Here is a 17,043-nt window from a genome sequence, read left to right as displayed (position 1 = left end):
TTCCTCCTTAATCTCGATCTACCAGCGAAACATAACCGGGACGATTCCATTTCCGCTGGACTTCGACCCCGTTTTGCGGATGCCGTTTTTTATAACGCGGGCTCGTTCTCGGCAGCGGATTGCTGCCTTCCAATTCCAGAATTTGCATCCGGACCTTAATCTGCTTGTAAGCCGGCGTATGCGTTTGAACATCAACCGCTCCTCCGGTAAGCAAGTTAATGGCGCTCTCGTGGCTGGTCGAGTGCATGGGGACGTATATGCTCTTCCCTTCCACCCGGTCAGAGACGACCGCTCGCAGCTTGATCGCCCCGTAAGGCGATTCCAGACGCACCAACGTGCCGTCCTTGACTCCACGCTCGCTTGCAAGCTCAGGCGATACTTCTACGAATACTTCAGGCAGCTTATGTTGAATCCCGCTGGACTTGTTGGTCAAATTTCCTTCGTGAAACTGCTCCAGCAAACGGCCGTTGTTCAGCGACAAGTCGAACTGCTCAGGGAATTCCGCCGGAGGAATGTAGTCAAAGAGCGCAAGACGCGCTTTTTTATCCGGGAAATTGAAGCCCTGGGTATGAAGCACAGGCGTATTGCTTCCGTCAGGAGATCCCCAGTGGAAGCTGTTCCAGCCCTCCAACCGTTCGTAATTGCACTGAGAGAAGAACGGCGTGAGCGAAGCCATCTCTTCGAAAATTTCGCCAGGATGCTTATAACTCCATTCAAATCCCATATGCCTGGCGACCTCTTGAAAGATCCACCAGTCGGGCTTGCTGTCGCCTTGGGGCTCAAGCGCTTGATAGAGCCGCTGCACCCGGCGTTCGGTATTGGTAAAGGTGCCTTCTTTCTCAAGCGACGGCGCGGCAGGCAGTACAATATCGGCAAATTCCGCCGTCTTGCTAAAAAACACGTCCTGCACGACAAGGAAATCGAGCTTCGAGAGCATCTCCTGGGTATGACAGGAATTCGCATCGACCCATGCCATCTCTTCGCCTGCGATATACATCGCCTTCAGCTCGCCGCGCTCAATCGCCTCCAGCATTTGAATATTGTCCAGACCTGCCTGGCCGGGAAGGGCAACGCCGTAGGCCGCTTCGAATTTGGCGCGGATCGCGTCGTCCGTAACGGGCTGGTACCCCGGAAAAATGTTAGGCATGGTTCCCATGTCCGATGCGCCCTGCACGTTGTTATGGCCGCGGAGCGGAAACGCGCCTGCGCCGGGGCGCATAAAGTTGCCGGTAATGAGCAGCAGGTTCGCAATCGCGGCGGACGTATAAGAGCCCGCTACGTTCTGCGTGACGCCCATGCCCCAGCAAATCGCCGTTCCGTCGGCGTCGCGAATCATCGTGGCTACTCGGATCAAGGTTTCCTGGGAAATGCCCGTTTCTTGTTCTGCGAATTCCAGTGTGAACCGCTGCAGGAGCTTCATGTATTCCGGATAAAAATTTACATGCGCTTCTATAAATTTCGGATCATGCCAGTTTTGATCGATCATGTATTTGGCGACGGCCGATAACCAGACATAATCCGTTCCTTGCTTCGGACGGATGAACAGATCGGCGCGATCCGCCATTTCATGTCTGCGAAGATCAACGGAGATCAGCTTTTGGCCGTGCAATTTATGCGCGCGTTTGATGCGTGTGGCGAGCACCGGATGAGCTTCGGCCGGAGCGCATCCGACCAGGATGACAAGACCAGCGGAGCTGAGGTCCTTAATCGTACCCGAGTCGCCGCCAATGCCGCCGGTCTGCTGAAGTCCCCAGGATGCCGGGGATTGACAGTAGCGGGAGCAGTTATCCACGTTGTTGGTTTGGAACACCTGCCGGGCCAGCTTCTGCATCAAATAGTTTTCTTCGTTCGTGAATTTGGATGAAGAAATGAACCCGAGCGCGCTGCTCCCGTACGTTTCTTTGATCGCTCCCAGCTTGCCGGCCATAAGGCTTAACGCCTCTTCCCAAGTCGCTTCAACAAATTCATCGCCTTGACGGATTAACGGCTTCGTCAGACGTTCCTCGCTATTGACAAAGTCCCACCCGAACTTCCCTTTGACGCAAGTGGAAATCCCGTTCACAGGAGCATCCGAAACGGGTTGAACCTTCAAAATTTTACGGCCTTTGGTCCATACCTCGAAGGAACAGCCGACCCCGCAGAACGTACAGACGGTTTTCGTTTTTTTGGTGCGCGTTTTACGCATCGCAGCTTCCGCCTCGGAAAGGGCAAAGATGCCGCTGTAACCTGGCTCCACTTCTTTGATCAAGTGAATCATCGGCTGCAGCAGGTCGGTATCGATTCCGCTCATAAATCCGGCTTCGCCGAGCATTGATTTTTCCATAAGCGCGTTGCAAGGACAAACCGTCACGCATTGCCCGCAGCTGACGCAAGAGGAGTCGTTGATCGCCACGCCGCTGTCCCAGATGACGCGAGGGCGTTCGGCTTCCCAATCGATGGACAGCGTCTCGTTGACCTGAAGATTTTGGCATACTTCGACGCATTGCCCGCACGCGATGCATTGATTGGGGTCATAGCGGTAGAACGGATGCGACATATCGACTTCGCAAGGATCCGCCTTCGGCTTATACGGGTATGCTTGATGCTCGATCCCCATCATTTCCACGGTGTTATGCAGCTTGCAATTGCCATTATTGTTGTCGCAGACGGTGCAGTACAGAAGATGGTTTTCCAGCAGCCGATCCATCGCCTCGGTCTGCGCCGCCTTGGCACGCTCCGTGGACAATCGAATGTTCATCCCGTCCGTCACGATCGTAGAACAGGACCGTACAAGCTTCCCATCCGCTTCGACAATACAGGTATCGCAGGTGCGAATCGGATCTACCTCCGGAACGTAACAGATTTGGGGGTAAGGAGTATCGTTCTTGTTTATTGCCTCTAGTATGGTTGAACCGGCTTGAACCTTGTACTCCTTTCCATTCAATACAATGCTGGCTGTTGTGTTTTCACTCATGCGAAAAAGACTCCTTTCAATTGGGATGGGGCAAATGGGATGGCGCAAAAAACTCCACCACAAGAACATGTGTCTGACTAGGGGCACATGTCACTTATGGTGGAGTGGTCATTTGAGCATATTCATACTTAAAAAGCCTGTCTACCATGATAGTAAGATCGTAACGGCGGGCAGCATCCCTGCCTGCGCATCAATAAGAATGAATCCATCAACGTGCTTTTTCAAAAACTCCAACCCCATTCAACATGTGAATTTGATTCTATTGTAATCCATATGTTTTTGGCAGCACGTTTAGGTATCCAAATGGATTTGGATTCAAAGCTTCATTACCTCTACGAAATCTCCATCTTGTTTGCCTCGCCCGCCTGGAGGGATCATAATAAGACAATCCGAATCTTTGATGGAGAGGGAGACGCTGGACTGATCCTTCCCTACAGGCTCTACGAACACCCGGCCATCCTGAATGAAGCTTCTCCCGCGAACATAGCGCGTAAACACATTTCCTTTTGTAAAATCGCCTTTCAGATAAGCTCTGAATTTATGAGGATACGGGTCTTTTTTTCCATGCATGGCATACATCACGGGGAGGACGAACAGCTTGAACCCTACGAAGCAGGCACCCGGATTGCCGGATAGTCCGAACAACAGCGTATTGCGGGAGACGCCCGCTGTCGTCACGCTTCCGGGACGCATGGCGATTTTGTTAAAAAATAGCGTACCCTCAAGTTCGTTAAAGAAGTCCGCCATAATATCATAGTCGCCTACGGATACTCCGCCGGAGGTGATGATCAAATCAACGGCGTCTATCACATCATAGATCGTTTTTTTAGCTTGCTCGATTTGGTCGGGAAGCATGGCGAAATGAACGACTTCACCTCCCGCTTCCTGTACAAGGCATGTCAACAAATACAGATTGCTGTTTCTTATTTTTCCCGGCTGCAGCGGCGAGCCGATATCCAGCAATTCCGACCCGGTGGTGAAGATCGCCACCTTGATCTTTTCAAAGACATTTACCTTTTCATAACCGAATGCCGCCAGAAGCGAAGCTTCCCCGGCATTGATCCTCTGTCCTGTCCCGAACAGATACTCGTTTTCTTTCATTTCCTCGCCGATGAAAGAAATATTTCTCCTTGGTTCCTGCTCCTTCATTACGGCTACGAAACGTTTGCCGCCGATCTCACGATCTTCCGTCATTTCGAACATGACTACGGTATCTGCACCGACCGGCAGAGGTGCGCCCGTCATAATGCGGGAAGCCTGTCCTTGGCCAATAGGCAAAGTGGGGATCGTGCCGCAAGGAATCGTTTGGATCACCTCCAACAAGACGGGGTTGTTGTCTATGCCGGCGCCGCGAACATCGTCCGATTTGACCGCAAATCCATCTACGCCAGATTTCACAAAGTGCGGCACGTCATGGGCGGCAATAATGTCTTCGGCCAATCTTCTGCCGAAAGCGTGCCGAAGCTCCAGACATTCCGACGACTGCAGCCGAACATGGGATAATAATCGTTGCTGCGCCTCGCCGACATCCATTGCCTGCCGATTCCATTTCATAGTAAGACATCCTCTCTCCCGGTTTTCACTCATTTTCGCCACAATTCCGAATTGTTATTTGAACTGAACCTTATTATAATAAAACAAACGGGGATTACCAAGACAGGTTCATTTCCGCAGGTTTGCCAACGATTCATGTTAGAGTGATTTCCCTACCCGTTATGGTCGGGGGTTAAGGCGCATTAACAGACTCTTCCGGGCGATGAGTTTTGTTAATGCTATTTTTTTAACTTCAATCGCAGGTGCAGGGAAGGTTCTTTCGGAACGCTTGCGTTAGTACGTCTTGAATCATCGGCTTCATTCCAATAACGACGGTAAGGGTGTGAGAATGTGAAGCCAGTCGAACATTCACGCGAGATCATCCGTTTCCAGCATGGCGAAATCAAGCGATTGCAGGATAAGATCGTGACAGAGTATCCCGTAACCATTAAAATCAATGGCGAGGAGTTCGCCACCCTGGTCAGCTCGCCGGAATACATCGAAGATATGGTCATCGGGTTCCTCGCATCCGAAGGTGTCATACAACGTTATGAGGACATCGATCATCTCTGGTTTGAAGAAAGCGCAGGCTTCGTTCATATCAAGACAAAACAAATGAATGCATTCTATCAAAAATTTCATTCGAAACGCTACATCACTTCCTGCTGCGGGAAAAGCCGGCAGGGCTTCTATTTTATGAACGATGCCAAAACGGCAAAAAACATGTCAACGATTCATGTGACGTTGTCATTCGATGACTGCTTTCGTTTAATAGGACTCATGCATAGCTCCGCAGAGACTTTCCAAGAGACCGGCGGAGTCCATAATGCCGCGCTTTGCGATAAGCAGGGAATTATTTTATCGAGAGCGGATATCGGCCGGCATAATGCGCTGGATAAAATTTATGGCTATTGTTTAAAACATCATATTTCTTTAAAAGGAAAAATTATTGTATTCAGCGGGCGGATCTCATCCGAAATTTTATTGAAAGTTGCCAAGATCGGGTGCGAGATCGTACTTTCGAAGTCGGCCCCGACGGAGCTTGCTCTTCAGCTGGCGGATGAATTGGGAATGACAACGGTCGGATTTATTCGCAATCACTCTTTAAATGTATACACCCATCCTTCAAGGATTGAGGGAATATCTTGAAATGAATACATCCCTTTCGAAATCGAGGTGACCAAACGGTGGCGAATCAACTGACAGACTTGCGGCATCGTACTTTGCGGGATTTGAGAATATCCGTCACAGACCGGTGCAATTTCCGCTGCCGCTATTGCATGCCCTCCGAAATTTTCGGGCCAGATTATGAATTTTTGCCTAAAGACAGCATACTGACCTACGAAGAGATGACCCGCTTAGCCCGAATCTTCGTCTCTTCTGGCGTCAAAAAATTGCGTATTACCGGCGGAGAGCCGTTGATGAGGAAAGACCTCCCTACGCTCATCCGCGCGTTGAACCAGATTGAGGGCGTTGAGGACATCGCGATGACGACCAATGGCGTCCTTCTTCCGAAATACGCCAAAGCGCTTAGGGAAGCGGGCCTCAAGCGGGTTACCGTCAGTCTCGATTCCCTGGACGATGCGCGATTCCGTTTGATGAACGGCGGAAAAAGCGGGGTTCAGCCTGTATTGGATGGCATTGAAGCGGCAGAGCAATCAGGCATGAAAGTGAAAATTAATATGGTCGTCCAGAAGGGGATCAACGATCAGGATATTTTACCGATGGCATCGTATTTCCGGGAAAGGAAGCATTCGCTTCGATTCATCGAATTTATGGATGTCGGCAATACGAACGGCTGGAAGCTGGATAACGTAGTCACCAAAAAAGAAATACTGGAAATCATCCAGGAGAGCATGCCGCTTGAACCGGTGGACGCGCTTTACAACGGTGAGGTCGCTTCACGGTACCGCTACAAGGGGAGTAATGAAGAAATCGGAATTATCTCGTCGGTCAGCGAAGCTTTTTGCTCTACATGCTCACGTGCGAGAATTTCCGCAGAAGGGAAGCTGTACACTTGTTTATTTGCTTCCCGTGGGCACGATTTGCGTGCGCTTCTTCGATCCGATCAAACGGATCGCGACATCGCCAAGTTCATTGAAGACGTTTGGACCGCAAGGTCAGACAGCTATTCGGAAGATCGAATGACCAATACGCACTCCTTGCCCAAAATTGAAATGTCGCAAATTGGAGGCTAATCCTGCACTGGCGGGCGCTACCGTCCCTATCCGCTCTGTTTTCCGCAGGAACGTTCATATAAACCGGTTCTGGCAGTTGCTTTTCGACCCTAACAAAAGAAAAGCCTCACTCTATTCATTCAGAGCGAGACCATAGGAAATGGCCGCGTTGATCGCTGCACAATGTGGTATAAGAGCTATCATTTGGAAGGTTACAGGCAGGAAGTCGTTTCATCCAGCTTTCGGTAAATCGAACGAAGCGTTTCGAGCGCTCGGTCCTCGTACTGCTTGGCTTCCCGCAAATGACGTAACGCCGCTTCCAGCCGGTCCGTGTCACTTATGTGACTCGGCTGCCGCTGGTGGAACGGGAACAGCTCCGCCACGCATTGGAGATGATGGTGAACATGCGCATACAACGCTTCGCCTTCGTCGAACAGCCCGCTTAGCGGTCCTGGCAGCCGTTCCCTCGCTTCCCGCATGAACTGCGCGGCGAAATACCGGCATTCGCTCCACACCGCCGCATGATAGGCGAGTCCGAGTCCGTCGGCTGTCCTCGTCTCCACCGCATGGATCCACAAGTCGAAGCCGGCCAGCCCGGACTTGAAGCCGGGGAATATCCATGGGGAGCCTTCCTCCGCAGCGTCCAGCGCGAACTCCAGCGCTTGCTTCACCGTAACGGCATCGTCCGGCGTAAGGCCGGGCTCGACCCAGCACATTTCCATGAAGCCGGTTCGCGAGACGCCAAGCTCCCGCCACGGCTTGCAGCCGCCGCTCCGGTCGTAATCGTCGTGGACCAGCAGCCTGCCGTCCGCCGCCTCCAGGACGGAATGCAGCTTGCCGGTCTTCACGTCCGTGAATACGAAGCAGCCGAAGCGCTGCCGGACCTCGGTTTCCGTGGATACGGCAATGCCGAATTGCGCCAGCTCCGCCTGCAGGCCGGCGGACATGCGGCCCTCCATCAGATCGGCTTTATGTCTTCGGTCTACCTCCGCCCGGTAATCCGCCGTGCCAATCCCAGAATAATAATATCCTTGCTCGTTGTACCCGCAGACGACGTAATATTCGGGCAGCCCGAGCTCCCACCCGTAGCACGGCAATCCTTGGTCGATCGCTCGTTTCGTATGGTCCCAGGCCAGCTGCTGTCTGGTGTGAAAATCCGGCGCCGACTCCCATCCGCGCACGGCATGAATGACGCAGCCTACGTTGCTTGCAAGGCGCATCAGCCTCTCGTTATTCCATGCGGTAGGCCCGGCCGCCGTCGCGCGGGAGTCCATATTGAGCAGGAACGCATGCCCTGTCGCTCCCATCAGCCATGCCTCCGTAACCGGAATATTCAAATAATCGAGACAACCTTTCATACTTCCCAGATGCGACACCCACATCGGCTTCCAGCGCAGACGGTCCAATACGCTTCTGCTTACAGTCATGGCCGTTCCTCCTTGTGCATTCATCTCCTCCGCGCCACAGTAAACCGCTCGGCCCTATGATGTCGTTTCGTGTCGCTCCCTGAATCGCTGCACGCAAGCGATGCAGATGCAAGCTTTGCCCCGCAGCTCCGGCTTCACGAGCGCAAAGATCGCTTGCGGGAAATATTCGCTGCCGCACCAGCATGTCCCCGGCGGTCTGTCTGCGGCATTGCCGCAATCGTTGTCGCCGCCGCAGATCGGACACGTCCTTGCCTTCTCGGCTTCCATTCAACCACCTGCTTGACTTGGAATCTTTGATTTCCATTATAGCATAATTTGGAAAATAGACAGACGAAACAGCCCGTTTCCTTTATAATCATGGAAGAACTTTCCGGAGGTGGACAGCTCATGCTGCCAAAAGCGATATTGCTGGATTTGGACGATACGATTACGACTTTCGATTACGGCATCGACCTGGATGCCTGCTGGAAAAACGCCTGCGCGAGCCGCTTTCCCGAGTGGACTGATGAGGCTGTCGACGAGGCGGTCCAAGCGATTAAAAAACGCGCCCGATGGTACTGGAGCGATGCGGATAGACACCGTACCGGCCGGCTGCGCATGGATGAGACGAGACGGTATATCGTCGAAACTGCGCTGATGGGGGCGGGACTCCTGACGCAGAACGAAGCGTCCAGCGTGCATCCGATCGCCGACGACTACGGCCGGTCGCGGGATGCGGCGATTCGTCCCTTCCCCGGCGCGATCGAGACGCTAGAGCACATCCGCGCGCGCGGGATCAAGCTCGCGCTCATTACGAACGGGAGCTCGACAGGTCAGCGGAGCAAAATCAACCGCTTTGCGCTTCCCTCTTACTTCGACGATATTTTTGTCGAAGAAGAATGCGGGGTCGGCAAACCGGAGCATGCCATTTATCAGATGGTCTTGAACCGTCTGCAAGTGGAGCCGGAAGAGTCGTGGATGGCCGGCGACAATTTCGAATGGGAAGTGGCAGCGCCGCAGCGGCTCGGGATCAAGGGGATCTGGATCAATCACCGGGGGCAGGACACCGCTTCCCTCAGCACGCAGCCTTTCCACGCCGTCACAACGCTCAGCGACCTGGTTCCGCTTCTGGATGCCTCCGATTCACGACGAGACGGCAAGTCATAGGCATTCGGAACTACGAACAGCGTGATAAACTCGATTTTTAGCGAGTCTTGTAGTATAATGAACTCATATTACGTTTATCTCGATAACGGCAAACCTGACGAAAGTCAGGGACGCAAAGCTAAAGGGACTACAGTGTACATGCACAATGTCAGCCAGCTGCCGAAAGATAAGGCTGTACATCCTGCCTTCCTTTCGCGTAAAGCAAGGAATGCCCGCACATCAGCGGCTTCCGGCTGCAGCACACCATTCGAGGAGGCAGTATGATGAACAAAAATTGCGAAACAACACCCGTGCCGGAGTTGGAGCTGCATTTGTCGGATATTTTGGGGGAAGAGCTGTCGCAGCAGTTGCAGTCGACGATGCGCCAAGCTTCCGCAAGGGAGCTGATCGACTTGCGCGACTCGCTGCAAGTCATGTCCCAATGGTTGAAGGAGCATGAAAGCGAACAGCACATGACCGCCTAGTCATAAGGAACAGCAAAAAAGACAGCCTCGCGAGGCTGTCTTTCTTGCTGTGTACGCATGTGACGATTCCGCTCCCCTCGTCAAGCCGCTTCCCGGCGCATGCCGGATTTCGCAGACTTGGCCGCCCCGAAGGGCGAGCAAAGCGAGGCAAAAAAGATGCCGAAGAAGACGAGCGAATAGAGCAGCATGATCTCCTTCACCATGGGCAGACGAATCCACGGGGCATGCTTGAACACAATAATATACAGTTGAAATAATACGATTTTGAACAAATCCAGCAGCAATTCGGTAAACCAATTTCGCTCCATGGCAATCTCTCATTTTCAATGTAGTCGCTGTTAATCTAGCATATGCGCGAGAGGTTCCTCTTATTCTGCTTTTGGAGATTTCAGCAGCCGCTCCACCCGGCGCACGGCTTCTTCGGCCGTAAATCCGAAATGCTTGATTAACTGAGCAGCCGGAGCGGAGGCGCCGAACCGGTCGATGCCGAGCATCGCTCCCCGGTCTCCCGCATATTCCCGCCATCCTTGCGTCGCCCCCATCTCCAGGGTGAGCCGGACAGACTCCGGCGGCAGCACCGCGCGCTTGTAGTCGTCCGGCTGCTTCTCGAACAGCTCCCAGCTCGGCATGCTGACGACCCGCGCCTCAATCCCCTGCCGCCGAAGGAGCTGCTGCGCTTCCAAGGCCAGCTGCACTTCCGAGCCCGTGGCGATGAGCAGGGCGTCCGGGACGGCGCCCTCTCCGTCCGACAGGACGTACGCCCCGCGCTCGACGCCGTCCGGCGCCCGCTCTGCCGTACGCGGCAAAATCGGCAGCGGCTGCCGCGTCAGTATGAGCGCGCAAGGACCGTCGCTCTGCGCTGCGGCAAACTTCCACGCCGCCGTCGTTTCGTTCGCGTCGGCCGGACGCAGCACCGTGAGTCCCGGTATGGCACGGAGCGCGGCGAGCTGCTCGATCGGCTCGTGCGTCGGACCGTCTTCGCCGACCGCGATGCTGTCATGCGTGAAGACGTATACCGCCGGCAGCCGCATGAGCGAAGCGAGCCGAATCGCCGGCCGCAAATAATCGGAAAAGACGAGAAACGTGGCGCAAAACGGGCGGACTCCCCGATGGAGCAGCATCCCGTTGACCGCTGCGCCCATCGCAAATTCCCGCACCCCGAAAAACACGTTGCGGCCGGCATAATCCGGGAAGGCCAGCCGGCCTGATCCCTTAATGTTCGTCTTGACGGACGACTCCAGATCCGCCGCCCCGCCGATCAATGACGGCATCGCCTGGGCGATGGCCTGAATTGCCCGTTCGGATGCCGAGCGCGTCGCGATGGCCGGGTCATCGGGGCCGTATTGCGGCAGTGCTGCGTCCCAGCCTTCCGGCAACCGCCCGGCGACCGCTGTGTCGAACTGCGCAGCAAGCTCCGGGTAAGCGTTGCGGTAGCTTCCCATCATCTCGCGCCATGCCGTTTCCTCGCGGTCGCCCGCTTGCTTCAGCGCGGCAAAATGCGGCTTCACTTCCTCGGGAACGTAAAACTCCGGCTCCGCCGGCCAGCCGAAAAACCGCTTCGTCAGCAGCGCCTCCTCTTGACCGAGCGGGACGCCGTGGGATCCGTTCTCTCCCGATTTGCCGCTCTTATTCGGACTGCCGTAGCCGATGACCGTCTTCACCTCAATGAGCGAGGGGCGCGGGTCGGTCTGCGCAGCAGACAACGCCCGGCCGATCGCCTCCAGATCGTTGCCGTCCTCCACCCGCACCGTATGCCAGCCGTAGCCGGCAAAGCGCAGCTGCACATTTTCCGAATACGACATGCTCAAATCGCCGTCAAGCGAAATATCGTTCGAATCGTACAGCACGATCAGCTTGCCAAGCTGCAAATGGCCGGCCAGCGATGCCGCCTCACCCGTCACCCCTTCCATCATGTCGCCGTCGCCGCAAAGAACGTACGTGTAATGATCGATTACAGGGTAATGCTCACGGTTGTATACGCCCCCCAGATGCGCCTCGGCGATCGCCATCCCGACCGCCATGCCGAAGCCTTGCCCGAGCGGGCCGGTTGTTGCGTCGACGCCGGGCGTATGGCCGTACTCCGGGTGCCCGGGCGTCCGGCTCCCCCATTGCCGAAACTGCTTCAGCTCCTCCATCGGCAAGTCGTAGCCGAATAGATGCAGCAGGCTGTACAGCAGCATGGACCCGTGCCCGGCGGACAGAACGAACCGGTCGCGGTTGATCCAGTCCGGGCGGCTCGGGCTGTGCTTCATATACTTTGACCATAACGTATAAGCCATCGGCGCTGCCCCCATCGGCATGCCGGGATGCCCCGAATTGGCGCGATTGACCGCGTCGACGGCCAGCATGCGGATCGTCGTGATCGATAACGCCTCAATCGATTGATTCGGCTGAATAACCATTTGAACTCCTCCTTCAACTTTCCGCAGGTTCGCTGCAGATGTTCATTTGCTCTACGACCGATTATAATAGACGAAGATGGTATTTATGAAATCGATAATTCACATATCTGATATAGATGGGAGTAATACCATGATTCAAAATTTGGAGCTGTACCGTGTCTTCTACTGGACAGCCAAAGAACTCAACTTGTCCCGCGCGGCGGAGCGGCTGTACATCACCCAGCCCAGCGTCAGCCATGCGATCAAGCAGCTGGAAACGGAGCTGGGCGTCGCATTGTTTCATCGCGGCTCCAAGGGGGTCAAGCTGACGGAGGAAGGCAGGCTGCTCATGGATCAGGTGGACAAAGCGTTCCGCTCCATCGAGACCGCCGAGCGGCATATCGCGGAAAGGCACCAGCTGATGCGCGGCGAGCTGCGGCTGGGCAGCAGCGATTCGCTGTGCAAATATTATTTGCTGCCGCATCTCGGCCGGTTTTGCAGCGAGCATCCGCGGCTGCGCATTGACGTGGCGCACGGGACAACGCCCGAGATCATTCGGCTGATCAAGGAGGACCGCATCGATTTCGGTATCGTTCGCCTGCCGGTCGATGATCCCGCCCTCGTCGTCATGGAAACGATCGAGGTGCAGGACCGGTTCGTTGCGGGGCCGCGCTTCTTCCATCTGGCCGAAGAGGCGCTCCCCTTGGCCGAGCTGGCTGCCCACCCGCTCATCCTGTTTACGAAAACAAGCAGCTCGCGCCAATTTATCGAGAACTTCGCCCGATCGCACGGGGTGCTGCTCGAGCCGGAAATCGAGCTGGCCAGCGTCGATCTGCTGATCGAATTCGCCAAGGCCGGGCTTGGCGTATCGTTCGTGACGCGGCAATTCGTGCAAAATGAGCTTGATGCCGGCAAGCTCCGAGAAATTCGCCTCGACGAACCGATTCCGTCCCGCAAGATCGGCGTTGCCTTTTTGAAAAACCGGCTGCTCTCCTCGGCAACCAAAGTTTTTATTCGGCAATATTTGGGCGTAACGGGGCTGAAATGACCGACAATGGGGAATGCTATCCAATCGAAAGGAGGTTGCTTCCATGGCGAAATACAACGACAAGCAAGCGGATCGGCAGGAACAGGAAGAAACCGCGCTGACCAGTGACGCTTGCGCCAATGTGAATCTCGGTCAGGCCGATGCGCCAGCCGACCGGTTCGCGGACCAGGACGAATATATCGACGAGCCTTAACCGCGAAGGCGATAGATAAGCATTCCCGTTCCAGTCCGATGAGCGCGGACTATCGGGGAAACCGTTTACCCGCAAATGCATCATCCATCGGCAAGCGGCCTGCGTCTGGAATTCCGTCAGACGTAGGCCGCTTCGTTATTGTGACGGTTGGCGGTTGCTTCCATGTTTCGTTCGATCATCCGCATTATTTAGGGGACCAGTCGAATGATTTTCGAGCAAAAAGAGTCTGTACCGTCGAGGTACAGACTCTTTTACTTCATACTTACGCCAAGCCGCGCATGAGCTTCATCCCTTGCATGCCTCCGTCGCTCCGCGTGGGGTTCGACGGAACGCTGTGCAGCTCCCCAGCACGTGATCCGGATATATTTATTTAAGCGTGTCTGAAGCATGTTTCATTGCGTCTATCGGATCCGTCTCGAATATGCGGCTCCCGACATCGCTTGTGCTGTTTACGGCTCGTTCTTTCCTTTACCGACTCCCTCGTTCAGCTTCGCTTTCACCGTGACCGCAGCGGAAACATTGCCGCTCGTATCCTGCGCCTGCACGATCACTTCATACTGGCCGTGCATCAGCTCTCCCGTACGAACGGCGGTCGTGCCGGCCGGAGCGAACAGCGCTTCACCCGCTCCCTCCCTGCCGCCAGCTTCGCCTTTCCGTACAACGTCAATCCGCATGCCGGCATAATCCGGGTCTGCCGGCACCGCAAACGAAATCAACAGCTCATGGCCGCTTAGCGCCGTGACACGCACATGGGCAGGCATGCCCGGTGCGGCGGCGTCTTTAGCCGTTAGCGCTTCGAGCACCTCCGTGCGCGAGCTGTTCCCTGCAGCGTCGGAAGCTTCGATCTGGAACCGGTACACGGTGTTCCCGGTCAAGCCTTCCGCCTTCCATACGAGCGGGCCATAGGCGGAAGCGGTCACCGTTCCGACCGAGATCCCGTTCAGGAGCACGCGGTACTGCTGCACGCCTTCGTTGTCCGCCGCCGCGTTCCAGCTGAGCTGAAGGGAATGGTACGTGGCGTCCGTCACCGTAAGGCCCGATCCTCCGGGCCAGCTCGGAGGATCGGTATCCGGAGCTTTCACGCGGAAGCTCCACACTGCCGGAGGAACTGCATACGTTCCGGCAGCATCGGCCGCCTCCACCTTCACCTCGTGCCGTCCTTCCGCCAAGTCCGCTGCGGGAACGGCGTGAATGATGCCTGCGGTCGCGTCATACGTATGCTCCAGCGCCGTACCGTCGACAGTGACAGCAATCGAGGCAGGGTCGACGCCGCTGCCGGCATCCTTGACGCCGATCGCAATGACCGGCCGCAGCGAGCGCACCTCCGAATCCGGCGCCGGAAGCGGCTGCTCGAATGAAGGTCCGTCCACATCTTCGCCGAGATCCATATACTCCGCCCGCAAATTATCGTAGTACACCACGCCGCTGCCTTTGTTCGTCTCGTCGGTTTCGTTCACGACGATATAGCGCACTTTCAGCGGATAGATCGTATTCGCGGGCACTTCCACGGCAACATACTTCCAGCCGCTCCAATCCAGTCCTCCCGGCTCGGTCAGGTTGAAGATCCGGTTCGTTCCCGCGCCGTCGGCAACGCCCAGGCGCAGCATATGGCGGTTCGAATCCCCATATACCCATAAGCCGATCCGGTAAGGCTTGCCTTCGATTTCGCGGCCGGCCGCGCCGGTGGAATCGAGGAAATTCACGTAGGCGTTCGAGCTGCCTTTTTTCCCGGTGAAATCGTAGGTAAGCTTCAATGACTTCGTCCCGTACCGCACCGGATTCGGCCGCGCGACCGCGGTCATCGTGACGGATCCCGCTATCGCATTGGAGCTGCTGATCTGCATGCCGCTTGCACTCTCGAACGGCTCGATCATCTGGGGCTGCTTGCCGACTTGAACGATCGCCTGCGCGGCGACGCTGCCGATCCGCGCGATCACTTTGCCGTCCGCGGACCCGTTGATCGCATCCAGCGTGCCATCCGGCCGCAATGTTCCGATTGCGCCTTCTACCGTCCATTCGATCCGGTCCGGGGAAACCCATACGGCCCGGCCTTCCGCATCAGCTGCCGCAGCTTCGAACCGGAAAGACACTCCAGGCTCGATGACGGCCGGGCTCGGCGTCAGCGACAGCGTGTTCACGCGGTCGGTAATTTGAATGTCCACGTCCTTCACGACATCGCCGCTTCGGATGACAACCTTGCCCGTCCCGGGATTGCCGGCCGCCGTGAATACACCGGAGCCGGTTACCATACCGATCGCCCCTTGCACCGACCAGCTCAGCTCTTCCGCCCGAACCGGGACGCCGTTCCCATACGCGTCCTGTCCTTTGATGCGAAACGGCAGCTTGCTGCCGGCCAGCACCTTCACCGGAGAATCCGGGAACGCAACAAGCTGGTGAAGCGCGGAGGACGGCGCCGTCGACAAGACGGCCAGCGCATTACCGACGGCCCGGTCATGTCCGTCGGACGGACGATTCTGCAGGCTGACGCCCGAATCGCCTGGCTCCCGCACATAGTACGTTGTAGATCCTCCCCCGTCGATATTGAGGGCATTCTCCATCCCGAGGCTTTGCAAGTAATAAGCCCCTTCCGCCAGTGTCATGCCGTCGGAGTACCCCGGCTGGCGCCCGTCGACGGCGACCAGATACAGCTTCCCTTGCTTGGCGGCAACCATCGTGCGGGGGTGGCGTTCCGTCATATTCGGATCCGCGGTGTCCAGCAGCGCCGCTGGAACCGCACCGTTCTTAAGCAGCACGTAGCCGAGCGTAGAATTTCCCGATATCACCTGCTCCGCGCCGCCGAACCCTTTGCTGAAGGCGATGTCCAGCCGGAGTCTCGTGCCTTCCGCCAGCTTCTGCCGAATCCAGTCCGCCTTGCTGCCCGTCGCCGAGAGTATGTAAGTTCCGTCTTCAATCGGCGTGTCCGACGTTTCGTTGATCGACAGGACGGTACCGCTGACCGGCTGCCCCGCAATAAGCTTGTATCCGGGATCGTCGGCTTTCACGACAACCTCCACGCCGCCGGACGGCGTGCGGGTGCTTGCGCCGAATCGCCAATTGTACAGAAAGGCGTGGTTCGTATGCGATTCGACGCGCGTCCGGTTGATCATGGTCAGCGTCAGTGACTCCCCGTTATCCTTGGTCAGCTTGGACGTCATCGTCACGCTTTCTTCCATTTTAATCGTATGATCGGGCATGATGGCCATCGCAATCTTGCTTGTGGAAGGAGCGCTTACCAATTCGCCGTTAGCGATCATCAGACCCGACGGCACGCCGACCGTGCTGAAGAAATCTCCGTTCACTCCCGCAACCGGACGTTTCCCCGCTTCTTCCAGCTGCTGCAGCATACCGTATACCGTCTCGTGGCCCGATACTTCGCCGTGAGAAGAAACGGCCTCCAGACGAACGTACGGATTCGCCGGATCCACCTCCAGCATCTGGACGGACTCGCGAAGCCCGCCCCCCGTCAAGGTACGGGTCATGTGGTTGACGCCCGGAGAAACCGCATACCCGTGCTCTTCCGACGTCTGCCAGACCGGTGAAGCGCCGGAAGCTGCGGCGAACGGAACAGGCAGAGACAGTACGCATAGTCCTGCAAGCATCGCAATACCAAGACGCCATGCGGCGATTCGTGGTACGTTCAACATGAACATGAGTTCACCTCTCTCTTCAATCGTTCGTTGCAAAATACGAATTTCTCATTACGTAATCGCTTTCAAAACAA

13 protein-coding genes and 1 riboswitch are annotated in these 17,043 nt (G+C 55.9%); of the genes, 6 read left to right on the top strand and 7 right to left on the bottom strand.

Annotated elements, in window-relative coordinates; all coding sequences use genetic code 11:
• Positions 1 to 7: 7 nt before the first annotated feature.
• On the bottom strand, positions 8 to 2,953 hold the full coding sequence (gene fdhF / locus KXG62_RS22500; RefSeq protein ID WP_218094253.1) for a formate dehydrogenase subunit alpha: 2,946 nt from the start codon (positions 2,951 to 2,953) through the stop codon (positions 8 to 10).
• Between the two features lie 315 nt (positions 2,954 to 3,268).
• Positions 3,269 to 4,507, bottom strand: a complete 1,239-nt coding sequence (locus tag KXG62_RS22495; RefSeq protein WP_246627590.1) for a molybdopterin molybdotransferase MoeA — start codon at positions 4,505 to 4,507, stop codon at positions 3,269 to 3,271.
• A 330-nt stretch (positions 4,508 to 4,837) separates the two neighbouring features.
• Between KXG62_RS22495 and fdhD the strand changes: the two genes are divergently transcribed.
• Both fdhD and moaA read left to right on the top strand, forming a co-directional pair.
• The gene (gene fdhD / locus KXG62_RS22490; RefSeq protein ID WP_218094251.1) at positions 4,838 to 5,635 is read left to right on the top strand and encodes a formate dehydrogenase accessory sulfurtransferase FdhD; all 798 of its coding nucleotides are present in this window, start codon (positions 4,838 to 4,840) and stop codon (positions 5,633 to 5,635) included.
• A gap of 38 nt (positions 5,636 to 5,673) precedes the next feature.
• The gene (moaA, locus tag KXG62_RS22485) at positions 5,674 to 6,684 is read left to right on the top strand and encodes a GTP 3',8-cyclase MoaA (protein ID WP_218094250.1); all 1,011 of its coding nucleotides are present in this window, start codon (positions 5,674 to 5,676) and stop codon (positions 6,682 to 6,684) included.
• A 191-nt stretch (positions 6,685 to 6,875) separates the two neighbouring features.
• On the opposite strand, the gene KXG62_RS22480 is transcribed toward moaA, so the two are convergent.
• Positions 6,876 to 8,090 (bottom strand): hypothetical protein, encoded by a 1,215-nt coding sequence (locus KXG62_RS22480; protein WP_218094249.1) that lies wholly within the window; start codon positions 8,088 to 8,090, stop codon positions 6,876 to 6,878.
• A gap of 54 nt (positions 8,091 to 8,144) precedes the next feature.
• A complete protein-coding gene (locus KXG62_RS22475) occupies positions 8,145 to 8,357 on the bottom strand; it encodes a cysteine-rich CWC family protein (RefSeq protein ID WP_218094248.1) in 213 nt (70 codons plus the stop codon).
• Positions 8,358 to 8,477: 120 nt separating this feature from the next.
• Between KXG62_RS22475 and KXG62_RS22470 the strand changes: the two genes are divergently transcribed.
• Both KXG62_RS22470 and KXG62_RS22465 read left to right on the top strand, forming a co-directional pair.
• Positions 8,478 to 9,236, top strand: coding sequence for an HAD family hydrolase (locus KXG62_RS22470; protein ID WP_218094247.1), 759 nt, complete (start codon positions 8,478 to 8,480; stop codon positions 9,234 to 9,236).
• 77 nt (positions 9,237 to 9,313) lie between these two features.
• Positions 9,314 to 9,400, top strand: a riboswitch (cyclic di-GMP riboswitch).
• A gap of 96 nt (positions 9,401 to 9,496) precedes the next feature.
• Positions 9,497 to 9,700, top strand: a complete 204-nt coding sequence (locus KXG62_RS22465; protein ID WP_218094246.1) for a hypothetical protein — start codon at positions 9,497 to 9,499, stop codon at positions 9,698 to 9,700.
• Positions 9,701 to 9,780: 80 nt separating this feature from the next.
• On the opposite strand, the gene KXG62_RS22460 is transcribed toward KXG62_RS22465, so the two are convergent.
• Positions 9,781 to 10,008 carry a hypothetical protein gene (locus KXG62_RS22460; RefSeq protein WP_218094245.1) on the bottom strand — a complete coding sequence of 76 codons (228 nt, stop codon included), beginning with the start codon at positions 10,006 to 10,008 and terminating at the stop codon, positions 9,781 to 9,783.
• A 60-nt stretch (positions 10,009 to 10,068) separates the two neighbouring features.
• A complete protein-coding gene (gene tkt, locus KXG62_RS22455) occupies positions 10,069 to 12,102 on the bottom strand; it encodes a transketolase (protein WP_218094244.1) in 2,034 nt (677 codons plus the stop codon).
• Between the two features lie 130 nt (positions 12,103 to 12,232).
• Here tkt and KXG62_RS22450 point away from each other — a divergent pair, with 130 nt between their 5' ends.
• Positions 12,233 to 13,129 carry a LysR family transcriptional regulator gene (locus KXG62_RS22450; protein WP_218094243.1) on the top strand — a complete coding sequence of 299 codons (897 nt, stop codon included), beginning with the start codon at positions 12,233 to 12,235 and terminating at the stop codon, positions 13,127 to 13,129.
• 43 nt (positions 13,130 to 13,172) lie between these two features.
• Positions 13,173 to 13,322, top strand: a complete 150-nt coding sequence (locus KXG62_RS22445; protein ID WP_218094241.1) for a hypothetical protein — start codon at positions 13,173 to 13,175, stop codon at positions 13,320 to 13,322.
• A gap of 449 nt (positions 13,323 to 13,771) precedes the next feature.
• On the opposite strand, the gene KXG62_RS22440 is transcribed toward KXG62_RS22445, so the two are convergent.
• Complete coding sequence (locus tag KXG62_RS22440; protein ID WP_218094240.1) at positions 13,772 to 16,966, bottom strand: phosphodiester glycosidase family protein; 3,195 nt, start codon at positions 16,964 to 16,966, stop codon at positions 13,772 to 13,774.
• Positions 16,967 to 17,043: the final 77 nt, after the last annotated feature.

The sequence above is a fragment of the Paenibacillus solanacearum genome, assembly GCF_910593845.1.
Lineage (GTDB): Bacteria > Bacillota > Bacilli > Paenibacillales > NBRC-103111 > Paenibacillus_G > Paenibacillus_G solanacearum.
This window is presented reverse-complemented; position numbering and strand designations above follow the sequence as displayed.

Coding starts and splice junctions, on each gene's coding strand:
- fdhF (WP_218094253.1), bottom strand. CDS start 2,953: ATGAGTGAAAACACAACAGCCAGCATTGTATTGAATGGAAAGGAGTAC.
- KXG62_RS22495 (WP_246627590.1), bottom strand. CDS start 4,507: ATGAAATGGAATCGGCAGGCAATGGATGTCGGCGAGGCGCAGCAACGA.
- KXG62_RS22480 (WP_218094249.1), bottom strand. CDS start 8,090: ATGACTGTAAGCAGAAGCGTATTGGACCGTCTGCGCTGGAAGCCGATG.
- KXG62_RS22475 (WP_218094248.1), bottom strand. CDS start 8,357: ATGGAAGCCGAGAAGGCAAGGACGTGTCCGATCTGCGGCGGCGACAAC.
- KXG62_RS22470 (WP_218094247.1), top strand. CDS start 8,478: ATGCTGCCAAAAGCGATATTGCTGGATTTGGACGATACGATTACGACT.
- KXG62_RS22465 (WP_218094246.1), top strand. CDS start 9,497: ATGATGAACAAAAATTGCGAAACAACACCCGTGCCGGAGTTGGAGCTG.
- KXG62_RS22460 (WP_218094245.1), bottom strand. CDS start 10,008: ATGGAGCGAAATTGGTTTACCGAATTGCTGCTGGATTTGTTCAAAATC.
- tkt (WP_218094244.1), bottom strand. CDS start 12,102: ATGGTTATTCAGCCGAATCAATCGATTGAGGCGTTATCGATCACGACG.
- KXG62_RS22450 (WP_218094243.1), top strand. CDS start 12,233: ATGATTCAAAATTTGGAGCTGTACCGTGTCTTCTACTGGACAGCCAAA.
- KXG62_RS22445 (WP_218094241.1), top strand. CDS start 13,173: ATGGCGAAATACAACGACAAGCAAGCGGATCGGCAGGAACAGGAAGAA.
- KXG62_RS22440 (WP_218094240.1), bottom strand. CDS start 16,966: ATGTTGAACGTACCACGAATCGCCGCATGGCGTCTTGGTATTGCGATG.